The following is a 23,709-nucleotide window of genomic DNA, read 5'->3' as shown; positions in this document are numbered from 1 at the left end:
GCTCAATCCTTCAGGAAGGCTTTGAAGCGGAAAAGTTCGGTCAGGCGGTAACCGCGGTAACGGCCCATCGCCAGCATGAAGCCCACCAGGATCATCAGCACGGCCGGGAAGGTAAAGACGAAGTAGGTCAGCTGCGGCACGCTCATCAGCAGGTGAGCCAGGGTCGCGGCAACCAGGGTGCCGATTCCGACCTTGAAGGCATGACCGCCACCACGTTCCTCCCAGGTGATGGACAGGCGCTCGATGGTCATGGTCAGAATCACCATCGGGAACAGCGCCACCGAGAGGCCGCGTTCGAGGCCGAGTTTATGGCTGAACAGGCTGATTGTCGCGATCAGTACCACCACAAAGGTCAGGACCACCGATAGCCTGGGCAGCATCTGCAGTTTCAGGTGCTCGAGGTAGGAGCGCAGTGATAGGCCCAGGGCGGTAATGATGGTGAACAGCATGATGCCGAAGCCCAGCTGGGTTTCACGGAAGGCCAGGGCGATCAGTACCGGTGTGAAGGTGCCCAGGGTCTGCAGGCCGCCGAGGTTGCGCAGGACCAGGATCACCAGCACGCCGAGCGGGATCACCATCATGATCTGGAATGTCTTCTGGGTAGAGAGCGGCAGGCTGTACATTGAGTATTCGAGGAAGTCGGCGTCAGTGTTTTCGTCGGTCAATTTGGCCAGGCGGATGGCATTCATCTCGCTGTTGCTCAGGGTGAAGCTGACGCTCGCTTGCTTGCCGCCTTCGAGGCTGACCAGGTTGTCGTCGCCGATCCACCAGATCAGGCGATCGTTCGGCATACCTTGCTGGCCGGTATCAGGATTGAAATAGAGCCATTTTTCACCGTTGAAACTGCGCAACCACAACTCAGGGCTTTGTTGGATCTCGGCAGCCAGGCGAATGGTGTGTACGCGCTCCATGGGCACGTGGGCAATGGACAGCAGCAGCTCGATGGCATCGGCTTTTTTCGCGGTCGAGGCATCACCGCCCAGCAGCAGTTTGACGTTGTCGTCGTTGACGTTATTGACCCGTTTGATGGTCTCGCTGATAAAGGTTTCGACGTCCGCCGAGTGTTGCCGGATCGGTGCAAGCAGGGCCTCGGCTGCAATCTTCTCGGCACCTTCCACGGGGATGCTGTCGCGGAAGATCGGGCCTTCACTCTTGGTTTGCTCGCCGCTGTAGCGCTTGGTCAATACCAGGCGGTAGTACAGGGTTTGCTTGCCGCTGGCGCGCCGGGCAGACCAGGTGACCTTGCGGTTGCCGTTGGCGCGGTTGATGCTCACGCCATAATTGTTGGAGATGAAGCTCTCGTTGAGGCTGACATAATCCTGATTCAATGGTGGCACGAACATCTGTAGCTTGACTGGCTCACGCGGGCTGGCCTGGAACTCGACTCTGGCGTCGATATTCCACAGGTCATCGGTTTCATCTTCGGTCAGCGGTATGCCGAGAATGAAAATTTGATAGGCCGTAATCAGAATGCCCAGACCCACCAATAGCGTGATCAGGATTTTCAGATGCAGGTTAAGAGAGCGCATAGGCATTACTCATTAGGGGTGGCGCCAATGTTTGCGTCAGGAGGACAGCCAGGTTTCCCAGCTGCGTATTTAAGGCTTGGATCGACAAGTGCGCTGAAACGCTTGAGGGCATCGGAGCCGATCAATAACGGGTATTGGAATGCACTACGGTCGGTCAAGTTCACTTCGATTGTGCGCAGGGCTAAACCCATGCAGATATCCAGTTCGATGACAGGGCGTGCGGTATAAGTTTTTTCTTCCTCTGGATCATAGTCGCCAGCGCGGCGTTTGATTTTACTTATCCGCGCCAGCGGGCGCTCTATCGGGTGGGCGTGGGCATCGTCGATTGCCAGGTAGAAGCGCACCCACGGTTCACCTTCTCGCTTGAAGCGTTTGATATCCCGCGCGCTCAAGGACGCCGTTTTGGCGCCTGTGTCCAGCTTGGCCGGTATTTGCAGGCCTAGGTTGAACAGCATGGCGTGTTCATTCAGGCCGTATACGGCCTTCTCTGCGGCGGCGAGACCCAGGCCAGGCGATAACAGCAGGCAGAACAGCAGGGCGAAGGGCTTGAGTCTCATAAGTCCTATTAGGTATAGCGCGGTCATCGGATAACAAGACCAGCGGGCGAGGCGGCATGGCCGCTGCGCCTGGTGTGATCTCTAGCGGGCATGGCAGCAAAGCTAGGCCGGACGCAAGTGGTCGACATTCTATCACGGGGGTTTTGCCGCTGCGACAGACGCTTATAGGCGTTTATCCAAGAAATTAGGCTAGGTCAGAACTTTTTGTTATCCGGACGATTGTCGACAGTCTTGATTGGTTATTTGACATTTACTCGGTTAGCGGGTAATTTTTTGGGCAAATCTAGTAGGCAGTGTCGACAATATGCCCGATACCATTGAGTTGCCCCGTATCGTTCAAGATGATTCGGAAACGCTGTCCGAGCATGTTTTTCGCCGCATTCAGGCTGCTATCGTCAAGGGCGAGATCGCACCAGGCAGCAAGATTTCCGAACCGGAACTGGCGCGCACCTACGGCATCAGTCGCGGGCCGCTGCGCGAGGCGATTCACCGCCTGGAGGGTCAGCGTCTATTAGTGCGCATTCCCCATGTGGGTGCGCGGGTGGTGTCGCTAGATCACGCCGAGCTGATCGAACTCTATGAGATCCGCGAGTCGCTGGAAGGCATGGCCTGCCGCCTGGCCGCCGAGCGAATGAGCCAGGCGGAAATCGATGACCTGCGCCGGGTGCTCGATCTGCATGAGCAGGATGCGGCCTTCAAGGCGGGCGTCGGCTACTACCAGCAGGAAGGAGACTTCGATTTCCACTACCGGATCATCCAAGGCAGCGGCAACCGTACCCTTGTACAGATGCTCTGCGGTGAGCTGTATCAACTGGTGCGCATGTACCGCCTGCAGTTCTCGGCTACACCGAACCGCCCCCGTCAGGCGTTCGCCGAACACCACCGCATTCTCGACGCCATCGCCGACCGCGATGGCGAACTCGCAGAGTTGCTGATGCGCCGTCACATCGGTGCCTCCAAACGCAATATCGAGCGCCACTACCAAGGCGCGTCAACCAAGACAGCCAAACCCCGAGGTGAGTCATGAGTCAGCTTTCCAGCCAGAGCCGTCCCGGCCAGCGTTTTCGCGATGCGGTTGCAGCAGAGCATCCTTTGCAGGTCGTGGGTGCGATCAATGCCAACCATGCACTGCTGGCCCAGCGCGCCGGTTTCAAGGCGATCTACCTGTCCGGCGGCGGCGTGGCAGCCGGCTCGCTGGGCTTGCCGGACCTGGGAATCACCGGGCTGGACGATGTGTTGACCGATGTACGACGTATCACCGACGTCTGCGACCTGCCGCTGCTGGTGGATGTCGACACCGGCTTCGGCTCCTCGGCGTTCAACGTGGCGCGTACCGTCAAGTCGATGATCAAGTTTGGCGCCGCGGCGATTCACATCGAAGACCAGGTGGGCGCCAAGCGCTGCGGTCATCGGCCGAACAAGGAAATCGTCACCCAGCAGGAGATGGTCGACCGGATCAAGGCGGCGGTGGATGCGCGCACCGACGACAGCTTCGTGATCATGGCGCGCACCGATGCCCTGGCCGTCGAAGGCCTGAACTCGGCGCTGGATCGCGCAGAGGCTTGCATCGAGGCCGGCGCCGACATGATCTTCCCCGAGGCGATCACCGAGCTGGCGATGTACAAGACCTTCGCCGACCGCATCAAGGCGCCGATCCTGGCCAACATCACCGAGTTTGGCGCCACTCCGCTGTTCACCACCGATGAGTTGGCGAGTGTCGACGTGTCCCTGGTGCTCTATCCGCTGTCGGCCTTCCGCGCCATGAACAAGGCGGCCGAAAACGTCTATACCGCGCTGCGCCGTGACGGTACCCAGAAGAATGTAATCGACACCATGCAGACCCGCATGGAGCTCTACGAGCGCATCAACTACCACGCCTTCGAACAGCATCTCGACGCGTTGTTTGCTGCCAAGAAATAACCGGCGCGCGAGCCGCCGCGGCCTGCGCATAACAAGAAATACCCGACCGGATCGGATGAGGAGAGACAAGCGATGAGCCCGACCCCAGAAACCACTACCCCAGGCTTCAAGCCGAAGAAATCCGTAGCCCTGAGCGGCACCACCGCCGGCAACACCGCGCTGTGCACCGTCGGTCGCAGCGGTAACGACCTGCACTACCGTGGCTATGACATCCTCGATGTCGCCACCAGCTGCGAGTTCGAGGAAATTGCTCACCTGTTGGTACACGGCAAGCTGCCCAATGCCGCCGAGCTGGCGGGCTATAAGGCCAAGCTCAAGGCCCTGCGTGGCCTGCCGGCGGCGCTGAAAGCCGCCCTGGAGCAGTTGCCGCCGTCCGCTCACCCAATGGATGTGATGCGTACCGGGGTGTCCGTGCTCGGCTGCCTGTCGCCGGAGAAGGATGATCATAATCACCCCGGTGCCCGCGATATCGCCGACAAGCTGATGGCCTCGCAGGGCTCCATGCTCCTGTACTGGTACCACTTCAGCCATAACGGCAAGCGCATCGAGGTGGAAACCGACGATGACTCCATCGGTGGTCACTTCCTTCATCTGCTGCATGGCGAGACGCCGCGCGAGTCCTGGGTGCGTGCCATGCACACCTCCTTGATCCTCTACGCCGAGCACGAATTCAATGCTTCGACCTTTGCCTCACGGGTGATCGCCGGCACTGGTTCGGATATGTTCTCCGCCATTGCCGGTGGCATCGGCGCGTTGCGCGGACCCAAGCACGGTGGGGCCAACGAGGTCGCCTTCGAGATTCAGAAGCGCTACGACAACCCGGACGAGGCCGAGGCTGACATTCGCGCGCGGGTCGAGAAAAAGGAAGTGGTCATCGGCTTCGGCCATCCGGTCTACACCGTGGCCGACCCGCGCAACAAGGTGATCAAGGAAGTGGCCCGCGAGCTCTCCGTCGAGCAGGGCAGCACCAAGATGTACGACATCGCCGAGCGCCTGGAATCGACCATGTGGGAAATCAAGAAGATGTTCCCCAATCTCGATTGGTTCAGTGCGGTCAGCTACCACATGATGGGCGTGCCTACTGCCATGTTCACCCCGCTGTTCGTGATTGCCCGCACCTCGGGCTGGTCCAGCCACGTCATCGAGCAGCGTATCGACGGCAAGATCATTCGGCCGAGCGCCAACTACGTCGGCCCTGAAGACCTCAAGTTCGTGCCGCTCAAGGACCGCCCATAACCATGAATAGCCAATACCGCAAATCCCTGCCCGGCACCGCGCTGGATTACTTCGATACCCGTGCCGCGGTCGATGCGATCCAGCCGGGTGCTTATGACAAATTGCCCTACACCTCCCGCGTGCTTGCGGAAAACCTGGTGCGGCGCTGTGACCCGGCCACGCTGACAGCCTCGCTGAGCCAGTTTATCGAGCGCAGGCGCGACCTGGATTTCCCTTGGTTCCCGGCCCGTGTGGTGTGCCACGACATTCTCGGTCAGACCGCACTGGTTGACCTGGCTGGTCTGCGTGATGCGATTGCCGATCAGGGTGGCGATCCGGCACTGGTCAATCCGGTGGTGCCGACCCAGCTGATCGTCGACCATTCGCTGGCGGTCGAGGCGGGTGGTTTCGATCCTGACGCCTTCGACAAGAACCGCGCCATCGAAGACCGGCGCAACGAAGACCGTTTTCACTTCATCAACTGGACCAAGAAGGCGTTCAAGAACGTCGACGTGATCCCGCCGGGCAACGGCATCATGCACCAGATCAATCTGGAGAAGATGTCGCCGGTGGTGCAGGTACGCGACGGGGTGGCCTTTGCCGATACCTGTGTCGGTACCGACAGCCACACCCCGATGGTCGATGCATTGGGTGTGATTTCCGTGGGCGTCGGCGGCCTTGAAGCGGAGAGCGTGATGCTCGGTCGCGCCTCCTGGATGCGCCTGCCCGATATTACCGGCGTCGAATTGACTGGCCGGCTGCGGCCGGGCATTACCAGTACCGACATGGTGCTGGCGCTGACCCAGTTTCTGCGGCGCGAGCGGGTGGTGGGGGCGTACCTGGAGTTCTTCGGCGAAGGCGCCAATGCGCTGACCATCGGTGACCGCGCCACGATTTCCAACATGACCCCGGAATACGGCGCCACGGCGGCCATGTTCTACATTGACCAGCAAACCATCGACTATCTCAGGCTTACCGGCCGCGAGGACGAGCAGGTCAAACTGGTCGAGCAGTTCGCCAAGCACACCGGCCTGTGGGCCGATAGCCTGACGAGCGCCGAGTACGAGCGGGTGCTGCGTTTCGATCTGTCCAGTGTTGCACGCAGCCTGGCCGGCCCGTCCAACCCGCATGCCTTGCTGCCGACTGCCGAGCTGGCTGCCCGAGGCATCAGCGGCGTGGTGGAAAACCAGCCGGGAAAGATGCCAGACGGCGCGGTGATCATCGCCGCCATCACCAGCTGCACCAACACCAGTAACCCGCGCAACATGATTGCCGCCGGCCTGATCGCGCGCAACGCCAACAAGCTGGGGCTGACGCGTAAACCCTGGGTCAAGTCGTCCCTGGCGCCGGGCTCTAAAACCGTAAAGATGTACCTGGAAGAAGCGCAGCTGCTGCCTGAGTTGGAACAGCTGGGCTTTGGCGTAGTGGCGTTTGCCTGCACCACCTGTAACGGCATGAGCGGCGCGCTGGATCCTGTTATCCAGCAGGAAATCATTGAGCGCGATCTGTACGCCACCGCCGTATTGTCGGGCAACCGCAACTTTGATGGGCGTATCCACCCGTACGCCAAGCAGGCCTTCCTCGCTTCGCCACCGCTGGTGGTGGCCTACGCCATTGCCGGTACCATCCGCTTTGATATCGAAAAGGATGTGCTGGGCGTGGTCGATGGCAAGGAAATTCGCCTCAAGGACATCTGGCCGAGCGATGAGGAGATCGACGCGGTGGTCAAGGCTTCGGTCAAGCCCGAGCAGTTCCGTCAGGTGTATATCCCGATGTTCGACATCACCCGCGAGGCCCGCGAACAGATCAGCCCGCTGTACGACTGGCGCGAGATGAGCACCTATATCCGCCGTCCGCCGTACTGGGAAGGCGCGCTGGCCGGTGAGCGCTCGCTCAAGGGCATGCGCCCGTTGGCCGTGCTGCCGGACAACATCACCACCGATCACCTGTCGCCGTCCAACGCCATCATGCTCGACAGTGCCGCTGGCGAGTACCTGCACAAGATGGGCCTGCCGGAAGAGGACTTCAATTCCTACGCGACCCACCGCGGCGATCACCTGACCGCACAGCGCGCCACCTTCGCCAACCCGCAGCTGGTCAACGAGATGGCGGTGGTCGACGGTAAGGTCAAGAAGGGTTCGCTGGCGCGCATCGAGCCGGAAGGCCAGGTCACGCGCATGTGGGAAGCGATCGAGACCTACATGGAGCGCAAGCAGCCGCTGATCATCATCGCCGGCGCCGACTACGGTCAGGGCAGCTCGCGTGATTGGGCCGCCAAGGGCGTGCGTCTGGCCGGTGTGGAGGCCATCGCCGCCGAGGGTTTCGAGCGTATCCACCGCACCAACCTGCTCGGCATGGGGGTGTTGCCGCTGGAGTTCATGGCGGGTACTAATCGCCACACGCTGAATATCGACGGTACTGAAACCTATGACGTGATTGGCGAGCGCACGCCGCTGGCCACGCTGACTCTGGTGATCAACCGCAAGAATGGCGAGCGTGTGGAGGTGCCGGTGACGTGCCGTCTGGATACCGCCGAGGAAGTCTCGATCTACGAGGCGGGTGGTGTGCTGCAGCGATTTGCCCAGGACTTCCTGGAGTCGACTGTCTCGGCCTGACAGCCCGATGGTTGCTGTTGAGCGCAGTGATGCCCCGCGTGCCAAGGCGCGTGGGTATCGCTGCACTTAACCCGCGTGGCCCGATCGACAACCCATCGAACATGATTGAGCGCGGCGGCAAGTTGCCGCCGCAGCTGCAGAGGAAAGGCATTCCATGGCTCACGTACCCCAAATCAAGGTTCCTGCCACCTATATCCGTGGCGGCACCAGTAAAGGCGTGTTCTTCCGCCTGCAAGACCTTCCCGAGCCCGCGCAGGCTGCGGGTGCGGCCCGCGATGCCTTGCTATTGCGCGTGATCGGCAGCCCCGATCCCTATGGCAAGCAGATCGACGGCATGGGAGGGGCGACTTCCAGTACCAGCAAGACGGTGATCCTGAGCAAAAGCGAGAAAGCCGACCACGACGTCGATTACCTGTTCGGCCAGGTGTCGATCGACAAGGCCTTCGTCGACTGGAGCGGCAACTGCGGCAACCTTTCCGCGGCGGTTGGCTCGTTCGCCATCAGTGCCGGCCTGGTCGATGCCAGTCGCATTCCCGAGAACGGTGTGGCTGTCGTGCGGATCTGGCAGGCCAATATCGGCAAAACCATCATCGCCCACGTGCCGATCACCCAGGGTGAAGTGCAGGAAACCGGTGACTTCGAGCTCGATGGGGTGACCTTTCCTGCGGCTGAAGTGCAGCTCGAATTCATCAGCCCGGCCGCTGACGAGGAGGGTGCCGGTGGTTCGATGTTCCCCACTGGCAACCTGGTCGACGATCTCGAAGTGCCGGGGGTCGGGACCTTGAAGGTGACGATGATCAACGCCGGCATTCCTACCGTGTTCGTCAACGCCGAGGACATCGGCTACACCGGCACCGAACTGCAGGACGCCATCAACGGTGATGCCAAGGCCCTGGCCATGTTCGAGACTATCCGCGCCTATGGTGCACTGCGTATGGGGCTGATCCAGAGCGTCGATGAAGCCGCCCAGCGCCAGCACACGCCGAAAGTCGCCTTCGTCGCCAGGCCGGCGGACTACCTGTCTTCCAGTGGCAAACCAGTGGCCGCGAGCGATATCGACCTGCTGGTTCGGGCGCTGTCGATGGGCAAGCTGCATCACGCCATGATGGGCACGGCGGCCGTGGCCATCGGCACCGCCGCGGCGATTCCGGGCACCCTGGTGAGCCTCGCGGCTGGCGGCGGTGCGCGTAGCGCCGTGCGCTTCGGCCATCCCTCGGGCACCCTGCGGGTTGGCGCCGAAGCTAGCCAGGTCAACGGCGACTGGACGGTGGTCAAGGCGATCATGAGCCGCAGCGCCCGCGTGCTGATGGAGGGCTGGGTGCGCGTACCCGGCGATGCGTTCTGAGGGGTTTGGCCTAAGCTGAAGAGGAGCCCGCGCAAGCGGGTTTTTCGCCTTCTGGGCCGGCATGTTGTGGTTCCAGGTCGGGGCGCAAGGCGGCCAACCGTGGCCTGCTGACTCGGCCCGGATTGCTCCCGCATGGCATCGGCACCTGCTCGCTGAAATCGGGCGGGCTGCAGATTGCACCAACGCCGTGTTGCCCGCAGTGGTATCGCGTTTCCCCGGGAGGCAGGGCTCCAAAGCAGCCGAAGAAGGAGTGAAGCCATGAGCGCCAATGTCGATCTGAACATCCGCCCCGATTATGACCAGGTGATCCAGGACGTCGCCGACTATGTCTTGACCTACAAGGTCGAGTCCGCCGAAGCCCTGAATACCGCGCGAAACTGTCTGATGGACACCCTCGGCTGCGGTTTGCTGGCGCTGCGCTTCCCCGAGTGCACCAAGCATCTCGGGCCGTTCGTCGAGGGCACTGTGGTGCCGCATGGGGCGCGCGTGCCGGGTACCAGTTTTCGCCTGGATCCGCTCAAGGCTGCCTGGGACATCGGCTGCATGGTGCGCTGGCTGGATTACAACGACACCTGGCTGGCGGCCGAATGGGGTCATCCGTCCGACAATCTCGGCGGTATTCTGGCCGTGGCCGACCATCTGTCGCAGCAGCGATTGGCCCAGGGTGAATCGCCGCTGAGCATGCGTGCGGTGCTCGATGCGATGATCATGGCCCACGAGATCCAGGGCGTGTTCGCCCTGGAGAATTCCTTCAACAGGGTCGGTCTGGATCATGTGCTGCTGGTCAAACTGGCCTCTACCGCCGTCTGCGCCAGGCTGATGGGGGCCAGTCGCGAGCAACTGCTGTCGGCTATCTCCCATGTCTTTGTCGACGGCCAGGCGCTGCGTACCTATCGCCACGCACCAAACGCCGGGTCGCGCAAGTCCTGGGCGGCCGGCGACGCCACCAGCCGCGGTGTGCGCCTGGCCGATATCGCCATGCGTGGCGAGATGGGTATTCCTGGCGCGCTAAGCGCGCCGCAGTGGGGTTTCTATGATGTGCTGTTCAGTCACACCAACAATGACCTGGCGCTGAAGCCGGTCGAGGCGCGCCAGTTCAGTTTCTCGCAGGGGTTTGCCAGCTACGTGATGGAAAACGTGCTGTTCAAGATCAGTTTTCCGGCCGAGTTCCATGCGCAGACCGCCTGCGAAGCGGCAGTCATCCTGCATCCGCAGGTCCGGGATCGCCTGCACGAGATCGATAAAATCGTCATCACCACCCACGAATCGGCGATTCGCATCATCTCCAAGGTTGGCATCTTAGCCAATCCGGCCGATCGCGATCACTGCATCCAGTACATGACCGCCGTACCGCTGGTCTTCGGCAATCTGGTGGCCGAGCAGTACGAGGATGACTTTCATGCCGCCCACCCAATCATCGACGAGTTGCGCGAGAAGATGGAGATAGTCGAGGACCCGCGCTACACCCGCGAGTACCTGGAAGCCGACAAGCGTTCGATTGCCAATGCCGTTCAGGTGTTCTTCAAGGATGGCTCATCGACCATGCAGGTCGCGGTTGAGTACCCAGTCGGTCACCGTCGCCGTCGCGCCGAGGGCATCGCGTTGCTGGAGGCCAAATTCAAGGCCAATCTGGCAACCCGCTTCAGCGCCCAGCGCAGCGGGCAGATTTTCCACCTGTGCAAGGATCAGGCGGCGCTAGAAGCCACGCCGGTGCAGCGGTTCATGGATATGTGGGTGATATGAATGCCCACTCCAGCCTACTTCAGGCGGCGTTCGACGCCTTTTTCCACCAGAATCTTCGCGGAAATCTCTTCCACGGAGAAATACGTGGAATTGATGAAGTTGATATTTTCGCGGCGGAACAGGCTCTCCACCTCGCGCACCTCGAACTCGGCCTGGGCGAAGCTGGCATAGCGACTGTTGGGCTTGCGTTCATGGCGAATGGCGGTCAATCGATCCGGGTCGATGGTCAGGCCGAACAGCTTGTCTCTGTACTTCTTCAGCACGGCAGGAAGCTGCAGCTGTTCCATGTCGTCTTCGGTCAGCGGGTAATTTGCGGCACGAATTCCGTATTGCATGGCCATATACAGGCAAGTCGGCGTTTTGCCGCAACGGGAAACGCCGACCAGGATCAGGTCGGCCTTGTCGTAATAGTGGGTGCGGGCGCCGTCGTCATTGTCCAAGGCGAAGTTCACCGCCTCGATACGTTCCATGTAATTGGAGTTGTGCCCGATGGAGTGCGACTTGCCGACCGAATAGGACGAATGCGAGCTCAATTCCTGCTCGAGGGGCGCGAGAAAGCTCGAGAAGATGTCGATCATGAAACCTTCGGATTCGGCCAGAACCTCGCGGATTTCCTGGTTGACGATGGTATCGAAGATGATTGGCCGCGCACTGTCATTCTCGGCAGCAGTATTGATTTGTTGTACCATTGCGCGCGCTTTTTCCACACTGTCGATATACGGACGCGTGAGTTTTTTGAAGCTGATGGTTTCGAACTGCGCCAATAAGCTCTGACCCAGGGTTTCGGCCGTAATGCCGGTGCCGTCGGAGATGAAGAAAGCGGTTCGTTTCATTTGTACCGTGGGCCTTAAGCTGAGGACGATTCTTGGCTATCATGGGCCCGCTTTTGCAGGCCGGAAGTGGCTGCATTGTTACTTATTTTCCAGGGCCCGGCCACAATCGTGCGGACATGCGCCGCCGAATTTCCCAGCCCCTTGAGCTTTTCCAACACCTTAGTGGAGAGATCACCTTGGTAGAGTACGTAGTTTCCCTCGATAAGCTCGGCAATCACGATGTTGAGCACGTAGGGGGCAAGAACGCCTCCCTGGGCGAGATGATCAGCAACCTTGCTGGCGCCGGTGTATCGGTTCCCGGTGGTTTCGCCACTACCGCTCAGGCCTACCGCGACTTTCTCGAGCAGAGCGGCCTGAATGCGCAGATCCATGCGGCGCTGGATGCCCTCGATGTTGACGATGTCAATGCTCTGGCCAAGACCGGTGCGCAAATTCGCCAGTGGGTGATGGAGGCTCCTTTCCCGGAGAAGCTCAATGCGGAGATCCGCAAGGCCTTCGCCACCATGTCCGGCGGCAACGAGCACATGGCTGTAGCCGTGCGTTCCTCGGCCACTGCGGAAGACCTGCCGGATGCTTCCTTCGCCGGCCAGCAAGAGACCTTCTTGAATATCCGTGGCGTGGACAATGTGATCCGCGCGGCCAAGGAAGTCTTCGCCTCACTGTTCAATGACCGCGCCATTTCTTACCGCGTGCACCAGGGCTTCGACCACAAGCTGGTGGCCCTGTCTGCCGGCGTGCAGCGCATGGTGCGTTCGGAAACCGGCACCGCCGGGGTCATGTTCACCCTCGACACCGAGTCGGGTTTTCGCGATGTGGTCTTCATTACCGGCGCTTACGGTCTCGGCGAGACAGTGGTGCAAGGGGCGGTCAACCCCGACGAATTCTATGTGCACAAGCAGACTCTTGAGGCCGGGCGTCCGGCGATCCTGCGCCGCAACCTGGGCAGCAAGGCGATCAAGATGATCTACGGCGATGAAGCCAAGGCCGGCAAGTCGGTCAAGGTGGTCGATGTTGACCGTGCCGAGCGTGCCCGCTTTTGCCTGAGCGATGCCGAGGTCAGCGAGCTGGCCAAACAAGCCATGATCATCGAGAAGCACTACGGCCGGCCGATGGACATCGAATGGGCCAAAGACGGCGATGACGGCAAGCTATATGTCGTCCAGGCCCGTCCGGAAACCGTGAGAAGCCGCACCAATGTCAATGTGATGGAGCGCTACCTGCTCAAGGAAACTGGCACCGTTCTGGTTGAGGGCCGCGCGATCGGCCAGAAGATCGGCGCCGGCAAGGTGCGGGTTATCAATGACATTTCTGAAATGGACAAGGTACAACCAGGCGACGTGCTGGTTTCCGACATGACCGACCCGGACTGGGAACCGGTCATGAAGCGTGCCAGTGCCATCGTCACCAACCGGGGCGGGCGGACTTGCCACGCGGCGATTATCGCCCGTGAGCTGGGTGTTCCGGCGGTGGTTGGCTGTGGCAATGCCACCCAGGTGCTCAAAGATGGCCAGGGCGTCACCGTCTCTTGCGCCGAGGGCGACACCGGCTTCATTTTCGAGGGCGAGCTGGGCTTCGATGTCCGCACAAACTCCGTGGATGCCATGCCCGACCTGCCGTTCAAGATCATGATGAACGTCGGCAATCCTGATCGCGCCTTCGATTTCGCCCAGCTGCCGAACGCCGGTGTGGGCCTGGCTCGCCTGGAATTCATCATCAATCGGATGATCGGCGTGCACCCCAAGGCGCTGCTGAATTTCGCCGGCTTGCCGCCTGAAATCAAAGACAGTGTCGAGAAGCGCATCGCCGGTTACAGCGATCCGGTCAACTTCTATGTCGAGAAGCTGGTCGAAGGTATCAGCACCCTGGCTGCGGCGTTCTGGCCGAAGAAGGTCATCGTGCGTTTGTCCGACTTCAAGTCCAACGAATACGCCAACCTGATCGGCGGCAAGCTCTACGAGCCGGAAGAAGAGAACCCGATGCTCGGTTTCCGTGGCGCCTCACGCTACATCAGCGAGTCCTTCCGCGATTGCTTCGAGCTGGAATGCCGGGCGATGAAGAAGGTGCGCAACGAGATGGGCCTGACCAACGTCGAGATCATGGTGCCTTTCGTGCGCACCCTCGGCGAAGCCAGTCAGGTGATCGACCTGCTGGCCAGCAATGGCCTCAAGCGCGGCGAGAACGGGCTGCGCATCATCATGATGTGCGAACTGCCGTCCAACGCGATTCTTGCTGAAGAGTTCCTCGAGTTCTTCGATGGCTTCTCGATCGGCTCCAACGACCTGACCCAGCTGACCCTGGGCCTGGATCGCGATTCCGGCATCGTTGCGCACCTGTTCGATGAGCGTAATCCGGCGGTCAAGAAGCTGCTGTCCAATGCCATTCAGGCCTGCAACAAGGCCGGCAAGTACATCGGCATCTGTGGCCAGGGTCCATCCGATCACCCGGATCTGGCCAGATGGCTGATGCAGCAGGGCATCGAGAGTGTGTCGCTGAACCCTGACTCGGTATTGGATACCTGGTTCTTCCTGGCGGAAGCCCAGCCATCCTGATTAACCGTTAACCTTCTGATTCAAGGGCAGGTTAATCCTGCCCTTTTTTGTGGCCTGCCATACCTGGCGGCCACCCTTAGGGCCGTCGCTAGCGGCGTGAAAAATTGCTCCCGGCAATTTGTTGTACCAGAGCGAAGACGATGCAAAGTAGCAGTGAGCTTTTCCCCGTCGCCTTGATCAGCGCGGAATTTCGTTTCGACTTGAGTGAGGATGTCTATCGCCTCAAACCCGGCAACAGCCCTGACGCCAGCGTCCAGTTGGCCCTCACCCGTTTGGGCGTGGCCGGTCACGCGGCCGAGCGCGGCGTGCCGGTGATTCTGTTGCCCGGCAGTTTCTCCAATCGACGCTTCTGGTATTCGCCCAAGGGGCTTGGTCTCGGTCCTCACCTGGCGCGTGCCGGCTTTGATGTGTGGATCGCCGAAATGCGCGGGCATGGGCTGTCGCCGCGCAACAAGGGCTACAGGCACAACCGCGTCAGCGACTACGTACGCTACGACTTGCCGGCGATAGCCGATTTCGTCCATGAGCAGAATCCACAGCCGGCCCATTGGCTGGGGCACTCGCTGGGCGGCATCACCCTGGCCGGTGCGCTGGGCGGGCATTATCTTGATCAAGATCGAGTGGCGTCGGCGGCGCTGTTCGGCAGCCAGATCAGCCGCACCTACTGGCCGCTGAAAGTACCGCCGGTGGAGTGGGGCGGGCGCTTGTTGCTCAAGCGTTTTTCCGTATTGTCCGGCAGCCGGCTCAAACGCGGGCCGGAAGATGAGCCGATTGGTCTGGCATTGGAGAGTTTGCGCTGGCATGGGCTGTTTGGCCGCTTTGGCGATGCCGAGCGCGATTGGTGGGCTGGCCTGGCCGAGGTGCGGGTTCCGGTATTGGCGGTAGCGGCAGCGGGTGATCGGCAGGATCCGCCATGGGCCTGCCGCAAGTTGCTCGAGCAGTTTGGCTCGCCGCTCAGCGAGTTCCTTTTTCTGGGCAAGGAACACGGTTTCGCCAGTGACTTCGGTCATGTCGAGATGTTGGTCAGCAAAGAAGCGCAATCCGAGGTATGGCCGCTGGTGGCGCGCTGGCTGGACAAGACTCAGACTATCAAAAGAGCCGCGCTTGAGCCGAGGCAGGGCGTTCCGCCTGAGCAGTGATAACGCTAATATGCCGCCAGTTGGCTGCTCGGGAGATCTGCTGTCCTCAAGAAGGCACCCTTGCACGGGTCCGCGGTCATATGTCAGGTGCTGCGCGGCCTGGCGCCACGGCTGGTGATCTAGGCGGTGAGCGGGCCAGCATCGATCTGTGAAAACTGATTTTCAATGTCTAGTTAACCAGGAGTTTTCCCATGCATTACATCACCCCAGATTTGTGTGACGCCTACCCGGAGTTGGTCCAGGTCGTCGAGCCGATGTTCAGCAATTTCGGCGGCCGCGATTCCTTCGGTGGCGAGATCGTCACGATCAAGTGCTTTGAAGACAACTCGCTGGTCAAGGAGCAGGTCGAGCAGCCAGGCAAGGGCAAGGTGATGGTGGTCGACGGTGGTGCCTCCATGCGCCGCGCTCTGCTTGGTGACATGCTCGCGGAAAAAGCCGCGAAGAATGGCTGGGAAGGCCTGGTGATCTATGGCTGCGTACGCGATGTCGATGTGCTGGCGCAGACCGACCTCGGTGTCCAGGCGCTGGCCAGCCATCCGATGAAGACCGACAAGCGCGGTATTGGAGACCTGAATGTGGCCGTGACCTTTGCTGGTGTGACCTTCCGCCCGGGCGAGTATCTGTATGCCGATAACAACGGCATCATCATTTCGCCCGCTGCACTGAAAATGCCGGAATAAGTAATGCCAGGAGTGGGCATGCACGAGCAAGACAATTCGCAGTGGGGGCTGGTGCATGCTTTTGTCCTGGATGGTGCAGGCGGGGCGCGTGCGATCGCTCAAGGGCAATTGGCGAGCCTGGAACTAGCCGAGCAGGAAAGTCTGTGGTTGCACTGGGATCGCAGCCATCCGCAGACTCAGTACTGGCTGCGCTGCGAAAGTGGCTTGAGTGAGTTCGCTTGCGATCTGCTGCTGGAGGAAAATACCCGGCCGCGCCTGCTGACACTGCCCGATGATGCGCTGTTGCTGTTTCTTCGTGGGATCAATCTCAACCCGGGCGCAGAACCGGAGGACATGGTGTCGGTGCGCATCTTCGCCGCTGCGCGGCGGGTTATTTCCTTGCGCCTGCGCCCATTGCGCGCGACCGAAGATGTGATCGCCGACCTCGCCGCCGGTCGTGGGCCGAAAACTTCGTCAGAACTGATCCTGACTCTCGCCGATTACCTGACCGACAAGGTCGACGCCCTGGTCACCGAGTTGTCCGAGCGGGTCGACGAGCAGGAAGACCTGGTCGATGCCGATGAACACGCCGTGCCGGATCACGCACAGTTGCTGCACGTGCGGCGGCGTGCTGCCGGCCTGCGCCGCTTCCTCGCGCCACAGAGTGAAATCTTCGCGCAGTTAACGCGCAAGCAGCAGGCCTGGTTCCTCGCCGATGACCCCGGCTATTGGAACGAACTGCACAACCGTCTGACTCGATACCTGGAAGAACTGGAGCTCAGTCGCGAACGAGTCGGTCTGCTGCTGGAGGCGGAAAACCGCCGTATGGATCAGCGAATGAATCGCATCATGTATCGCTTCGCCATCATCACCGGGGTGTTTCTGCCGATGAGCTTCCTCACTGGGCTGCTGGGTATCAATGTTGGCGGCATACCTGGCGCTGAGAACGCCTATGGCTTCCTTATCGCCTGCCTGAGCATGCTGGTGGTCGGCCTTGCTCAGTGGTGGCTGCTGCGCCGTTTGCGCTGGGCCTGATGTGACTTGCCCTGAGTTGGTCTCGTCTAGCCGAGACGTCCTGTGAGGTGCGTCATGCCCGATCCATTTGAAGAATCCCTGCGCGATATGCTTAAGTCCGGCGCGTCCGATCACGACGACGACGCTTGTTTGCACCGCGTATTGAAGACTGCCAATCGCCAGGTCGGCGCGGGCGATCTGTTCGCGCTCATGGGCCATTGGCTCGGCGCCTTGATGATCGCCCTGAATAGCGGCTCGGCCCATGTCGCACCGGTTACCCGTCGCGACTCTAGCGCTTCTACCAATTCTGCTTCTACTAATAAGGCTGACTGAAATGGAACTAGATCCCTGGACTCAAAGCCTGATAGCCGCGATGACTGCGCTCTGGACCAAAGTCGCTGTGTTTATCCCGAACCTGTTCGTGGCGTTGATCCTGGTACTGCTCGGCTTTGTCGTGGCCAAGCTGCTCGATACCTTGCTGTCGAAGCTGCTCGGCAAGGTCGGTCTGGATCGCCTGATGGCGGGTACCGGGCTGACCAAGATACTGAGCCGCGCCGGTATCCAGGTGCCGGTTTCGACCTTGATCGGCAAGATCATCTACTGGTTCGTGCTGTTGATTTTTCTTGTCTCGGCTGCGGAATCGCTAGGACTGGAACGTGTCTCGGCCACGCTCGATGTACTGGCGTCCTATCTGCCCAAGGTGTTCGGTGCCGCACTGGTGCTGGTCGCCGGCGTACTGCTGGCACAATTGGTCAGTGGTGTGGTTCGAGGAGCCGCCGAGGGCGTGGGCCTGGATTATGCGCATGGCCTGGCCCGCATTGGTCAGGGGCTGGTGATCATCATCAGTATTTCGGTGGCCATCGGCCAGCTTGAGATCAAAACCGACTTGCTGAACAACGTCATTGCCATCGTGTTGATTTCGGTGGGGCTGGCTGCCGCTCTGGCACTGGGTTTGGGAAGCCGGGAAATTGCCGGGCAGATTCTGGCCGGAATTTATGTGCGCGAGTTGTACCAGGTAGGGCAACAAGTTCAGATCGGTGAGGTCGAAGGACAGATCGAGGAAATTGGCACGGTCAAGACTATCCTGCTAACCGATGCGGGCGAGTTGGTCTCGGTGGCTAATCGCACCCTGCTCGAGCAACGGGTGTGCAGTCGCTAACGCGCCAATCCTGCTAATGTATGCCGCCAACCCAGCGCCTGATGCATCAGGTGCTGGCAGCCTCCGCCCCGACTGTCGGCCTGACTCGTTTTGAATAAAGCCCAACCGATGTCCTTGCGCTATGACCCCCGCGAACTCTCGGATGAGGAGCTCGTCGCTCGTGCGCATGGCGAGCTTTTTCACGTTACCCGCGCTTATGAAGAATTGATGCGTCGTTACCAGCGCACGCTATTTAACGTGTGCGCACGTTATTTAGGCAGCGAGCGTGACGCCGATGATGTTTGTCAAGAGGTGATGCTGAAGGTTCTTTATGGCTTGAAGAACTTCGAAGGTAAATCCAAGTTTAAGACCTGGCTCTACAGCATTACCTATAACGAATGCATCACCCAGTACCGTAAAGAACGGCGCAAGCGTCGCCTGATGGATGCATTGAGCCTGGATCCATTGGAAGAGGCCTCTGAAGAAAAGATACCTAAAGTTGAGGACCGAGGTGGGCTGGATCGCTGGCTTGTGCATGTCAACCCCATCGACCGTGAAATCCTGGTGCTACGTTTTGTCGCAGAGCTGGAGTTTCAAGAGATTGCCGACATCATGCACATGGGCCTGAGCGCCACTAAAATGCGCTACAAGCGCGCCCTCGACCGCTTGCGAGAAAAATTTTCAGGCAATATTGAAACTTAATTATATATAGCCTGCTCTAACACTCGGAGCGCTTCTGTTAGACTCGCTCCTTGGTTGTCTTGTTTGTCAGACAACTTACTGGCCACCAATGATATATAGGGATTTACGGATGAAATTTAAAAACACTTTAGGCGTTGTCATCGGCTCGATAATCGCTAGTTCTTCGCTTAGCGTGCTAGCGCAGGGCCAAGGTGCGGTCGAAGTGGAGGGTTTTGCCAAGAAGGAAATCTTCGACAGCGCTCGTGACTTCAAGAACAACGGCAATCTGTTCGGCGGCAGCATCGGTTACTACCTGACCGACGACGTTGAATTGCGTCTGGCCTACGACGAAGTGCACAACGCCCGTGGCGAAGACGGCCGTAACATCAAAGGCTCGAATACCGCCCTCGATGCTCTGTACCACTTCAACAATACAGGTGACGCGCTGCGTCCTTACCTCTCTGCAGGTTTCTCGGATCAGAGCATCGGTCAAACCGGTCGCGGCGGTCGTAACGGCTCCACCTTTGCCAACATTGGCGGCGGTGCCAAGTACTTCATCACCGAGAATCTCTATGCTCGTGCTGGCGTTGAAGCCCAGTACAACATCGACCAGGGCGACACCGAGTGGGCTCCAAGCATCGGTATTGGCATGAACTTCGGTGGCGGCAGCAAGCCGGTTGCCCAGGTTGCAGAGGCCGCTCCAGAGCCGATGGCAGAGCCGGCTCCGGTTGCTGAAGAGCCAGCCCAGGTTGTACGCGTTGAGCTGGACGTGAAATTCGACTTCGACAAGGCTCAAGTCAAAGAAGAAAGCTATGGCGATATCAAGAACCTGGCTGATTTCATGAAGCAGTACCCGCAGACCAGCACCACTGTTGAAGGTCACACTGACTCCGTCGGTACTGATACCTACAACCAGATGTTGTCCGAAAAGCGTGCGAGCGCTGTGCGTGAAGTTCTGGTTAACCAGTACGGTGTTGAAGGTCAGCGCGTAAACGCCGCTGGTTATGGCGAAACTCAGCCGGTTGCCGACAACGCAACCGAGTCGGGCCGTGCCATCAACCGTCGTGTTGAAGCTCAAGTAGAAGCTCAAGTCCAGTAACTGGTCTTAAGCTGCTAGGAAAAACCCGGCCTCGGCCGGGTTTTTCTTTGTCCATAAAAAAACCCGGCGCAGGCCGGGCAAAGACTACTCCGCAGGAGCGAAGAGGTCAGGCAATCGCGGCCATGGCTTGTGCTTGATGTCCGGCAGCGACTTCGCCTATCACCAGGATGGCCGGACTTTTCAGCTGGAAAGCCAGGGCATCTTGTTGCATCGCCGCCAGTGAGCTGCGGCATTCGCGCTGGTGGGGCAGTGAGGCATTTTCGATCATCGCCACCGGCATGTCGGCGCACATGCCGCCGGCCAGCAGGCTATCGCGGATGTCCGCCAGCTTGGCCACGCCCATATACACGACCAGGGTGGTGCCACCCTGGGCCAGGGCTTGCCAGTTCAGGGTGCTGTCGTCCTGAGTGTGGGCTGTCACCAGGGTCACGCCGCGAGCAACGCCGCGCAGGGTCAGGGGAATGCCGCAGTTGGTGGCGCCAGCCAGGCCAGCGGTGATGCCATTGACCATCTCCACCTCGATGCCGTGCTGCTGCAACCAGTCGACCTCCTCGCTGCCGCGGCCGAATATGCACGGGTCACCGCCCTTCAGGCGAACCACGCACTTGCCCTGGCGCGCATAGCGCAGCATCAGGCGATGGATAAAGGCTTGTGGTGTCGAACGGCAACCACCGCGCTTGCCCACCGGGACTATTCGTGCGTTTGGGCAGTGCTCCAGCACCGCCGGATTGACCAGATCGTCGATCATCACGACCTCAGCCTGACGCAAGGCTTTCACTGCCTTGAGCGTCAACAGCTCCGGGTCACCTGGGCCTGCCCCTACCAGCCAGACTTTTGCACTCATATCAAAATCCTCGTCGTGGGGGTGGCTAAGCGCGAAGCTATACCCACCGCGGTAGTTGCCTTGGTAATAAACACTTCGTGGCCTACCACGGGGTGGCCTTCGACCCTGCGGCTATGCATTCAGCACCACCTGTTGGGTGGCCAAGAGCCGTTTGATTTCCGGTACGCAAGAGCCACAACTGGTTCCGCACTTCAGCTCCTGCTTCAGGCCGTCGAGGTCGAGGCCGCGGGCGATGCCGGCGCAGACTGCATTTTCGCCGACGTTCAGGCAGTTACACAGGGTCTTGCCGGGCTTCATGCCTGCAGCAGCACCCGGCGGGGTGGACAGCGGCGCCAGGAGCCAGCGGCGCAGGTCGGCATCGGCCTGGCCTTCACTCCACAGACTCTTCAGCCAGTCGCGGGCCGCGGTCTCTCCGGCCAGGCGGATGGCTGTGATGCGGCCGTCCTCGATGCGCACACGCTTGCCCACCGCCTTGCGTGGGTCGTCGTAGGCCAGAACCGGCCCTTCGTGCAGGCCCAGCAATCGATCGATCTGCGTCAGCAGTTCGGCTTCGGGTGCTACCGCGCTTGCCGCACGGATGACCAGCGCCGGGCGCTCGCGGCCAGTGAGGCTGAGGTTGGCGTAGGCCAAGGACTCGAACAGCGGACGCAATGCCTCGAAGCGCTTCTGTACGTCACCCTCGACCAGGGCGAACAACTGCCAGGGCAGCTCGACCTTTTCCACCTGGATACCGGCGTGCTTGAGCTCGGGCTGCTTGGACAGCGGGTCGAAGGCCGGCAGGGTCAGCACGTTGGTGCCCAGCCCCTTGAGAAAGCGGTTGCCCCAGTGCATGGGCAGATAGGCCTGGCCGGCGCGAACCGAGTCGTCGGCCTGCACCGGCACGATAAGGCTACCGCGGCGGCTGCGCACCTTGACCAGGTCGCCGGCTTGCAGGCGCAGGCGGCGCAGTTCGTCCGGGTGCAGGCTGAGCACTGCTTCCTCGACATGGCCGAACAGGCGCGCAGCGGTGCCGGTGCGGCTCATGCCGTGCCACTGATCGCGCAGGCGGCCGGTATTGAGGGTCAGCGGGAAGCGCGCATCGCGTTTTTCCTTGGGCGCCCGGTAGGGGTCGGCATGAAACCGCGCACGGCCATTGCCTGTGGGAAATTGGCCGTCGCCGTACAGGCGCGCTGTTCCCTGGGTGGCACCGGCCGGGAACGGCCATTGTTGGGGACCTTGGTTGTCCAGGATGGCGTAGCTCAGGCCGCTGAGGTCGAGGTCGCGATGCTGGGTCAGGTATTTGTATTCCTCGAACAGAGCTTCACTGCTGTCGAGGGCAAACAGGCTGGGCAGGCCGGGGCGTAACAGTTTTTCCAAACGGCGGGCGAAATCCGTGGTGATCGCCCAGTCCGGCCGCGCCTCTGCAGGTGCTGGCACGGCGCGGCGCACATGGCTGACGCGGCGCTCGGAGTTGGTCACAGTGCCTTCCTTCTCACCCCAGCTGGCGGCGGGCAGCAGCAGGTCAGCGTAGTGGCAGGTCTCGGTGGTGAAGAAGGCTTCTTGCACCACGACAAATGGACAGGCGGCGAGGGCTTCATGCACCTTGTTTTGATCCGGTATGGACTGCGCCGGATTGGTGCAGGCGATCCACAAGGCTTTGACCTTGCCGACCCGCACCGCCTCGAACAACTCGATGGCGCTCAGGCCAGTGCTTTGCGGCAGGGTATCGACGCCCCAGTAATCGGCGACCTCGGCGCGGTGGTCGGCATCGGCGGCATCACGATGGCCTGGCAGCAGGTTGGACAGGCTGCCGGTTTCGCGACCGCCCATGGCATTCGGTTGGCCGGTCAGGGAGAAGGGGCCCGCGCCGGGCTTGCCAATCTGGCCGGTGGCCAGGTGCAGGTTGATCAGCGCGCTGTTCTTCGCGCTGCCGCTGCTCGACTGGTTCAGGCCCATGCACCAGAGCGAGAGGAAGCTCGGCGCGCTGCCGATCATCCGCGCGCACTGTTGCAGGTCTTCGTGGCTGATGCCGCACAGCTCGCTGACCATTTGCGGACTGTAGTCGCGCACCAGGGTCTTCAGCGCCTCGAAACCATCGGTGTGCTGGTCGATGAAAGGGCGGTCGATCCAGCCTTCCCACATGAGGATGTGCAGGATGCCGTGGAACAGGGCGACGTCGCTGCCCGGCTGGATCGCCAGGTGCAGGTCGGCCAGGTCGCAGGTGTCGGTGCGCCGAGGGTCGATGACGATCACGCGCATGTCCGGGCGCTTGGCCTTGGCTTCTTCCAGGCGGCGGAACAGTACCGGATGGGCGTAGGCCATGTTGCTGCCGGCGATCAGTATGCAGTCGCTCTGCTCGATGTCTTCGTAGTTACACGGCGGCGAGTCGGCGCCGAGGCTGCGCTTGTAGCCGACCACGGCGGAGGACATGCACAGGCGCGAGTTGCTATCGATATTGTTGGTGCCGACCAGGGCCCGGGCCAGCTTGTTGAAGGCGTAGTAGTCCTCGGTCAGCAGCTGGCCGGAGATGTAGAAGGCGACACTGTCCGGGCCGTGTTCGCGGATGGTCGCGGCGAAGACGTTGGCCGCGTGATCCAGGGCGCTGTCCCAGTCCGTGCGTGCAAGCGCCAGGCCCTTGCCCAGGCGCAGTTCGGGGTAGAGACCACGGGCATCGAGGTCGCCGGTCAGGTGCAGGGTCGAGCCCTTGCTGCACAGCTTGCCGAAATTGGCCGGGTGCTCGGGATCGCCTTGGACACCGAGAATCTTCTCGTCATCGTGTTCGATCAGCACGCCACAGCCCACGCCGCAATAGCAGCAGGTGGAGGCGGTGATCTGATGGGATTGGGTCAT

At 60.7% G+C, this 23,709-nt stretch carries 19 protein-coding genes; 14 read left to right on the top strand and 5 right to left on the bottom strand.

The features are described from left to right. Positions 1 to 2: 2 nt before the first annotated feature. Positions 3 to 1,529, bottom strand: coding sequence for an osmotic stress tolerance membrane protein RloB (gene rloB, locus LJY18_RS07880; RefSeq protein WP_238041269.1), 1,527 nt, complete (start codon positions 1,527 to 1,529; stop codon positions 3 to 5). Between the two features lie 5 nt (positions 1,530 to 1,534). Continuing rightward, positions 1,535 to 2,086: a retropepsin-like aspartic peptidase RloA gene (rloA, locus tag LJY18_RS07875; protein WP_238041268.1), complete on the bottom strand. Its 552-nt coding sequence runs from the start codon at positions 2,084 to 2,086 to the stop codon at positions 1,535 to 1,537. Between the two features lie 304 nt (positions 2,087 to 2,390). Here rloA and LJY18_RS07870 point away from each other — a divergent pair, with 304 nt between their 5' ends. The 6 genes from LJY18_RS07870 (at position 2,391) to prpD (ending at position 10,924) form a co-directional block, all read left to right on the top strand. Continuing rightward, the gene (locus LJY18_RS07870; RefSeq protein WP_238041267.1) at positions 2,391 to 3,113 is read left to right on the top strand and encodes a GntR family transcriptional regulator; all 723 of its coding nucleotides are present in this window, start codon (positions 2,391 to 2,393) and stop codon (positions 3,111 to 3,113) included. Next, entirely contained in the window at positions 3,110 to 4,006 is an 897-nt protein-coding gene (gene prpB, locus LJY18_RS07865; RefSeq protein WP_238041266.1) for a methylisocitrate lyase, read from the top strand. Before LJY18_RS07870 ends, prpB begins: the two co-directional genes overlap by 4 nt. Positions 4,007 to 4,078: 72 nt before the next feature. Beyond that, entirely contained in the window at positions 4,079 to 5,242 is a 1,164-nt protein-coding gene (gene prpC, locus LJY18_RS07860; RefSeq protein ID WP_238041265.1) for a bifunctional 2-methylcitrate synthase/citrate synthase, read from the top strand. A gap of 2 nt (positions 5,243 to 5,244) precedes the next feature. After that, positions 5,245 to 7,836 (top strand): Fe/S-dependent 2-methylisocitrate dehydratase AcnD, encoded by a 2,592-nt coding sequence (acnD, locus tag LJY18_RS07855; RefSeq protein WP_238041264.1) that lies wholly within the window; start codon positions 5,245 to 5,247, stop codon positions 7,834 to 7,836. A gap of 154 nt (positions 7,837 to 7,990) precedes the next feature. Next, on the top strand, positions 7,991 to 9,181 hold the full coding sequence (prpF, locus tag LJY18_RS07850) for a 2-methylaconitate cis-trans isomerase PrpF (RefSeq protein WP_238041263.1): 1,191 nt from the start codon (positions 7,991 to 7,993) through the stop codon (positions 9,179 to 9,181). 258 nt (positions 9,182 to 9,439) lie between these two features. Then, positions 9,440 to 10,924: a 2-methylcitrate dehydratase gene (prpD, locus tag LJY18_RS07845; protein ID WP_238041262.1), complete on the top strand. Its 1,485-nt coding sequence runs from the start codon at positions 9,440 to 9,442 to the stop codon at positions 10,922 to 10,924. Positions 10,925 to 10,938: 14 nt separating this feature from the next. Here the strand turns inward: prpD and ppsR are convergent, their stop codons facing one another. Further along, the gene (gene ppsR / locus LJY18_RS07840; protein WP_238041261.1) at positions 10,939 to 11,757 is read right to left on the bottom strand and encodes a posphoenolpyruvate synthetase regulatory kinase/phosphorylase PpsR; all 819 of its coding nucleotides are present in this window, start codon (positions 11,755 to 11,757) and stop codon (positions 10,939 to 10,941) included. Between the two features lie 176 nt (positions 11,758 to 11,933). Here ppsR and ppsA point away from each other — a divergent pair, with 176 nt between their 5' ends. The 8 genes from ppsA (at position 11,934) to LJY18_RS07800 (ending at position 20,036) form a co-directional block, all read left to right on the top strand. Further along, a complete protein-coding gene (gene ppsA, locus LJY18_RS07835) occupies positions 11,934 to 14,306 on the top strand; it encodes a phosphoenolpyruvate synthase (RefSeq protein ID WP_238041260.1) in 2,373 nt (790 codons plus the stop codon). Positions 14,307 to 14,446: 140 nt separating this feature from the next. Beyond that, positions 14,447 to 15,445 (top strand): alpha/beta fold hydrolase, encoded by a 999-nt coding sequence (locus tag LJY18_RS07830; RefSeq protein ID WP_238041259.1) that lies wholly within the window; start codon positions 14,447 to 14,449, stop codon positions 15,443 to 15,445. Between the two features lie 191 nt (positions 15,446 to 15,636). Further along, the gene (gene rraA / locus LJY18_RS07825; RefSeq protein ID WP_238041258.1) at positions 15,637 to 16,125 is read left to right on the top strand and encodes a ribonuclease E activity regulator RraA; all 489 of its coding nucleotides are present in this window, start codon (positions 15,637 to 15,639) and stop codon (positions 16,123 to 16,125) included. A gap of 18 nt (positions 16,126 to 16,143) precedes the next feature. Next, complete coding sequence (locus LJY18_RS07820; RefSeq protein WP_238041257.1) at positions 16,144 to 17,139, top strand: zinc transporter ZntB; 996 nt, start codon at positions 16,144 to 16,146, stop codon at positions 17,137 to 17,139. A 54-nt stretch (positions 17,140 to 17,193) separates the two neighbouring features. Next, complete coding sequence (locus LJY18_RS07815) at positions 17,194 to 17,451, top strand: CrfX protein (protein ID WP_079201792.1); 258 nt, start codon at positions 17,194 to 17,196, stop codon at positions 17,449 to 17,451. Between the two features lies 1 nt (position 17,452). Then, positions 17,453 to 18,277 (top strand): mechanosensitive ion channel family protein, encoded by an 825-nt coding sequence (locus LJY18_RS07810; protein WP_238041256.1) that lies wholly within the window; start codon positions 17,453 to 17,455, stop codon positions 18,275 to 18,277. A gap of 90 nt (positions 18,278 to 18,367) precedes the next feature. Continuing rightward, positions 18,368 to 18,958, top strand: coding sequence for an RNA polymerase sigma factor SigX (sigX, locus tag LJY18_RS07805; protein ID WP_238041255.1), 591 nt, complete (start codon positions 18,368 to 18,370; stop codon positions 18,956 to 18,958). A 109-nt stretch (positions 18,959 to 19,067) separates the two neighbouring features. After that, the gene (locus tag LJY18_RS07800; RefSeq protein ID WP_238041254.1) at positions 19,068 to 20,036 is read left to right on the top strand and encodes an OmpA family protein; all 969 of its coding nucleotides are present in this window, start codon (positions 19,068 to 19,070) and stop codon (positions 20,034 to 20,036) included. Between the two features lie 106 nt (positions 20,037 to 20,142). On the opposite strand, the gene cobA is transcribed toward LJY18_RS07800, so the two are convergent. Then, on the bottom strand, positions 20,143 to 20,880 hold the full coding sequence (gene cobA / locus LJY18_RS07795; protein ID WP_238041253.1) for a uroporphyrinogen-III C-methyltransferase: 738 nt from the start codon (positions 20,878 to 20,880) through the stop codon (positions 20,143 to 20,145). Positions 20,881 to 20,991: 111 nt separating this feature from the next. Beyond that, the gene (locus LJY18_RS07790) at positions 20,992 to 23,709 is read right to left on the bottom strand and encodes a nitrate reductase (protein ID WP_238041252.1); all 2,718 of its coding nucleotides are present in this window, start codon (positions 23,707 to 23,709) and stop codon (positions 20,992 to 20,994) included.

The organism is Pseudomonas sp. MMS21 TM103 (assembly GCF_022132145.1).
In the GTDB taxonomy this organism is placed as follows: Bacteria; Pseudomonadota; Gammaproteobacteria; order Pseudomonadales; family Pseudomonadaceae; genus Aquipseudomonas.
Note: the sequence above shows the minus strand (reverse complement) of the source record. Positions and strands in the feature narration are given on the sequence as shown.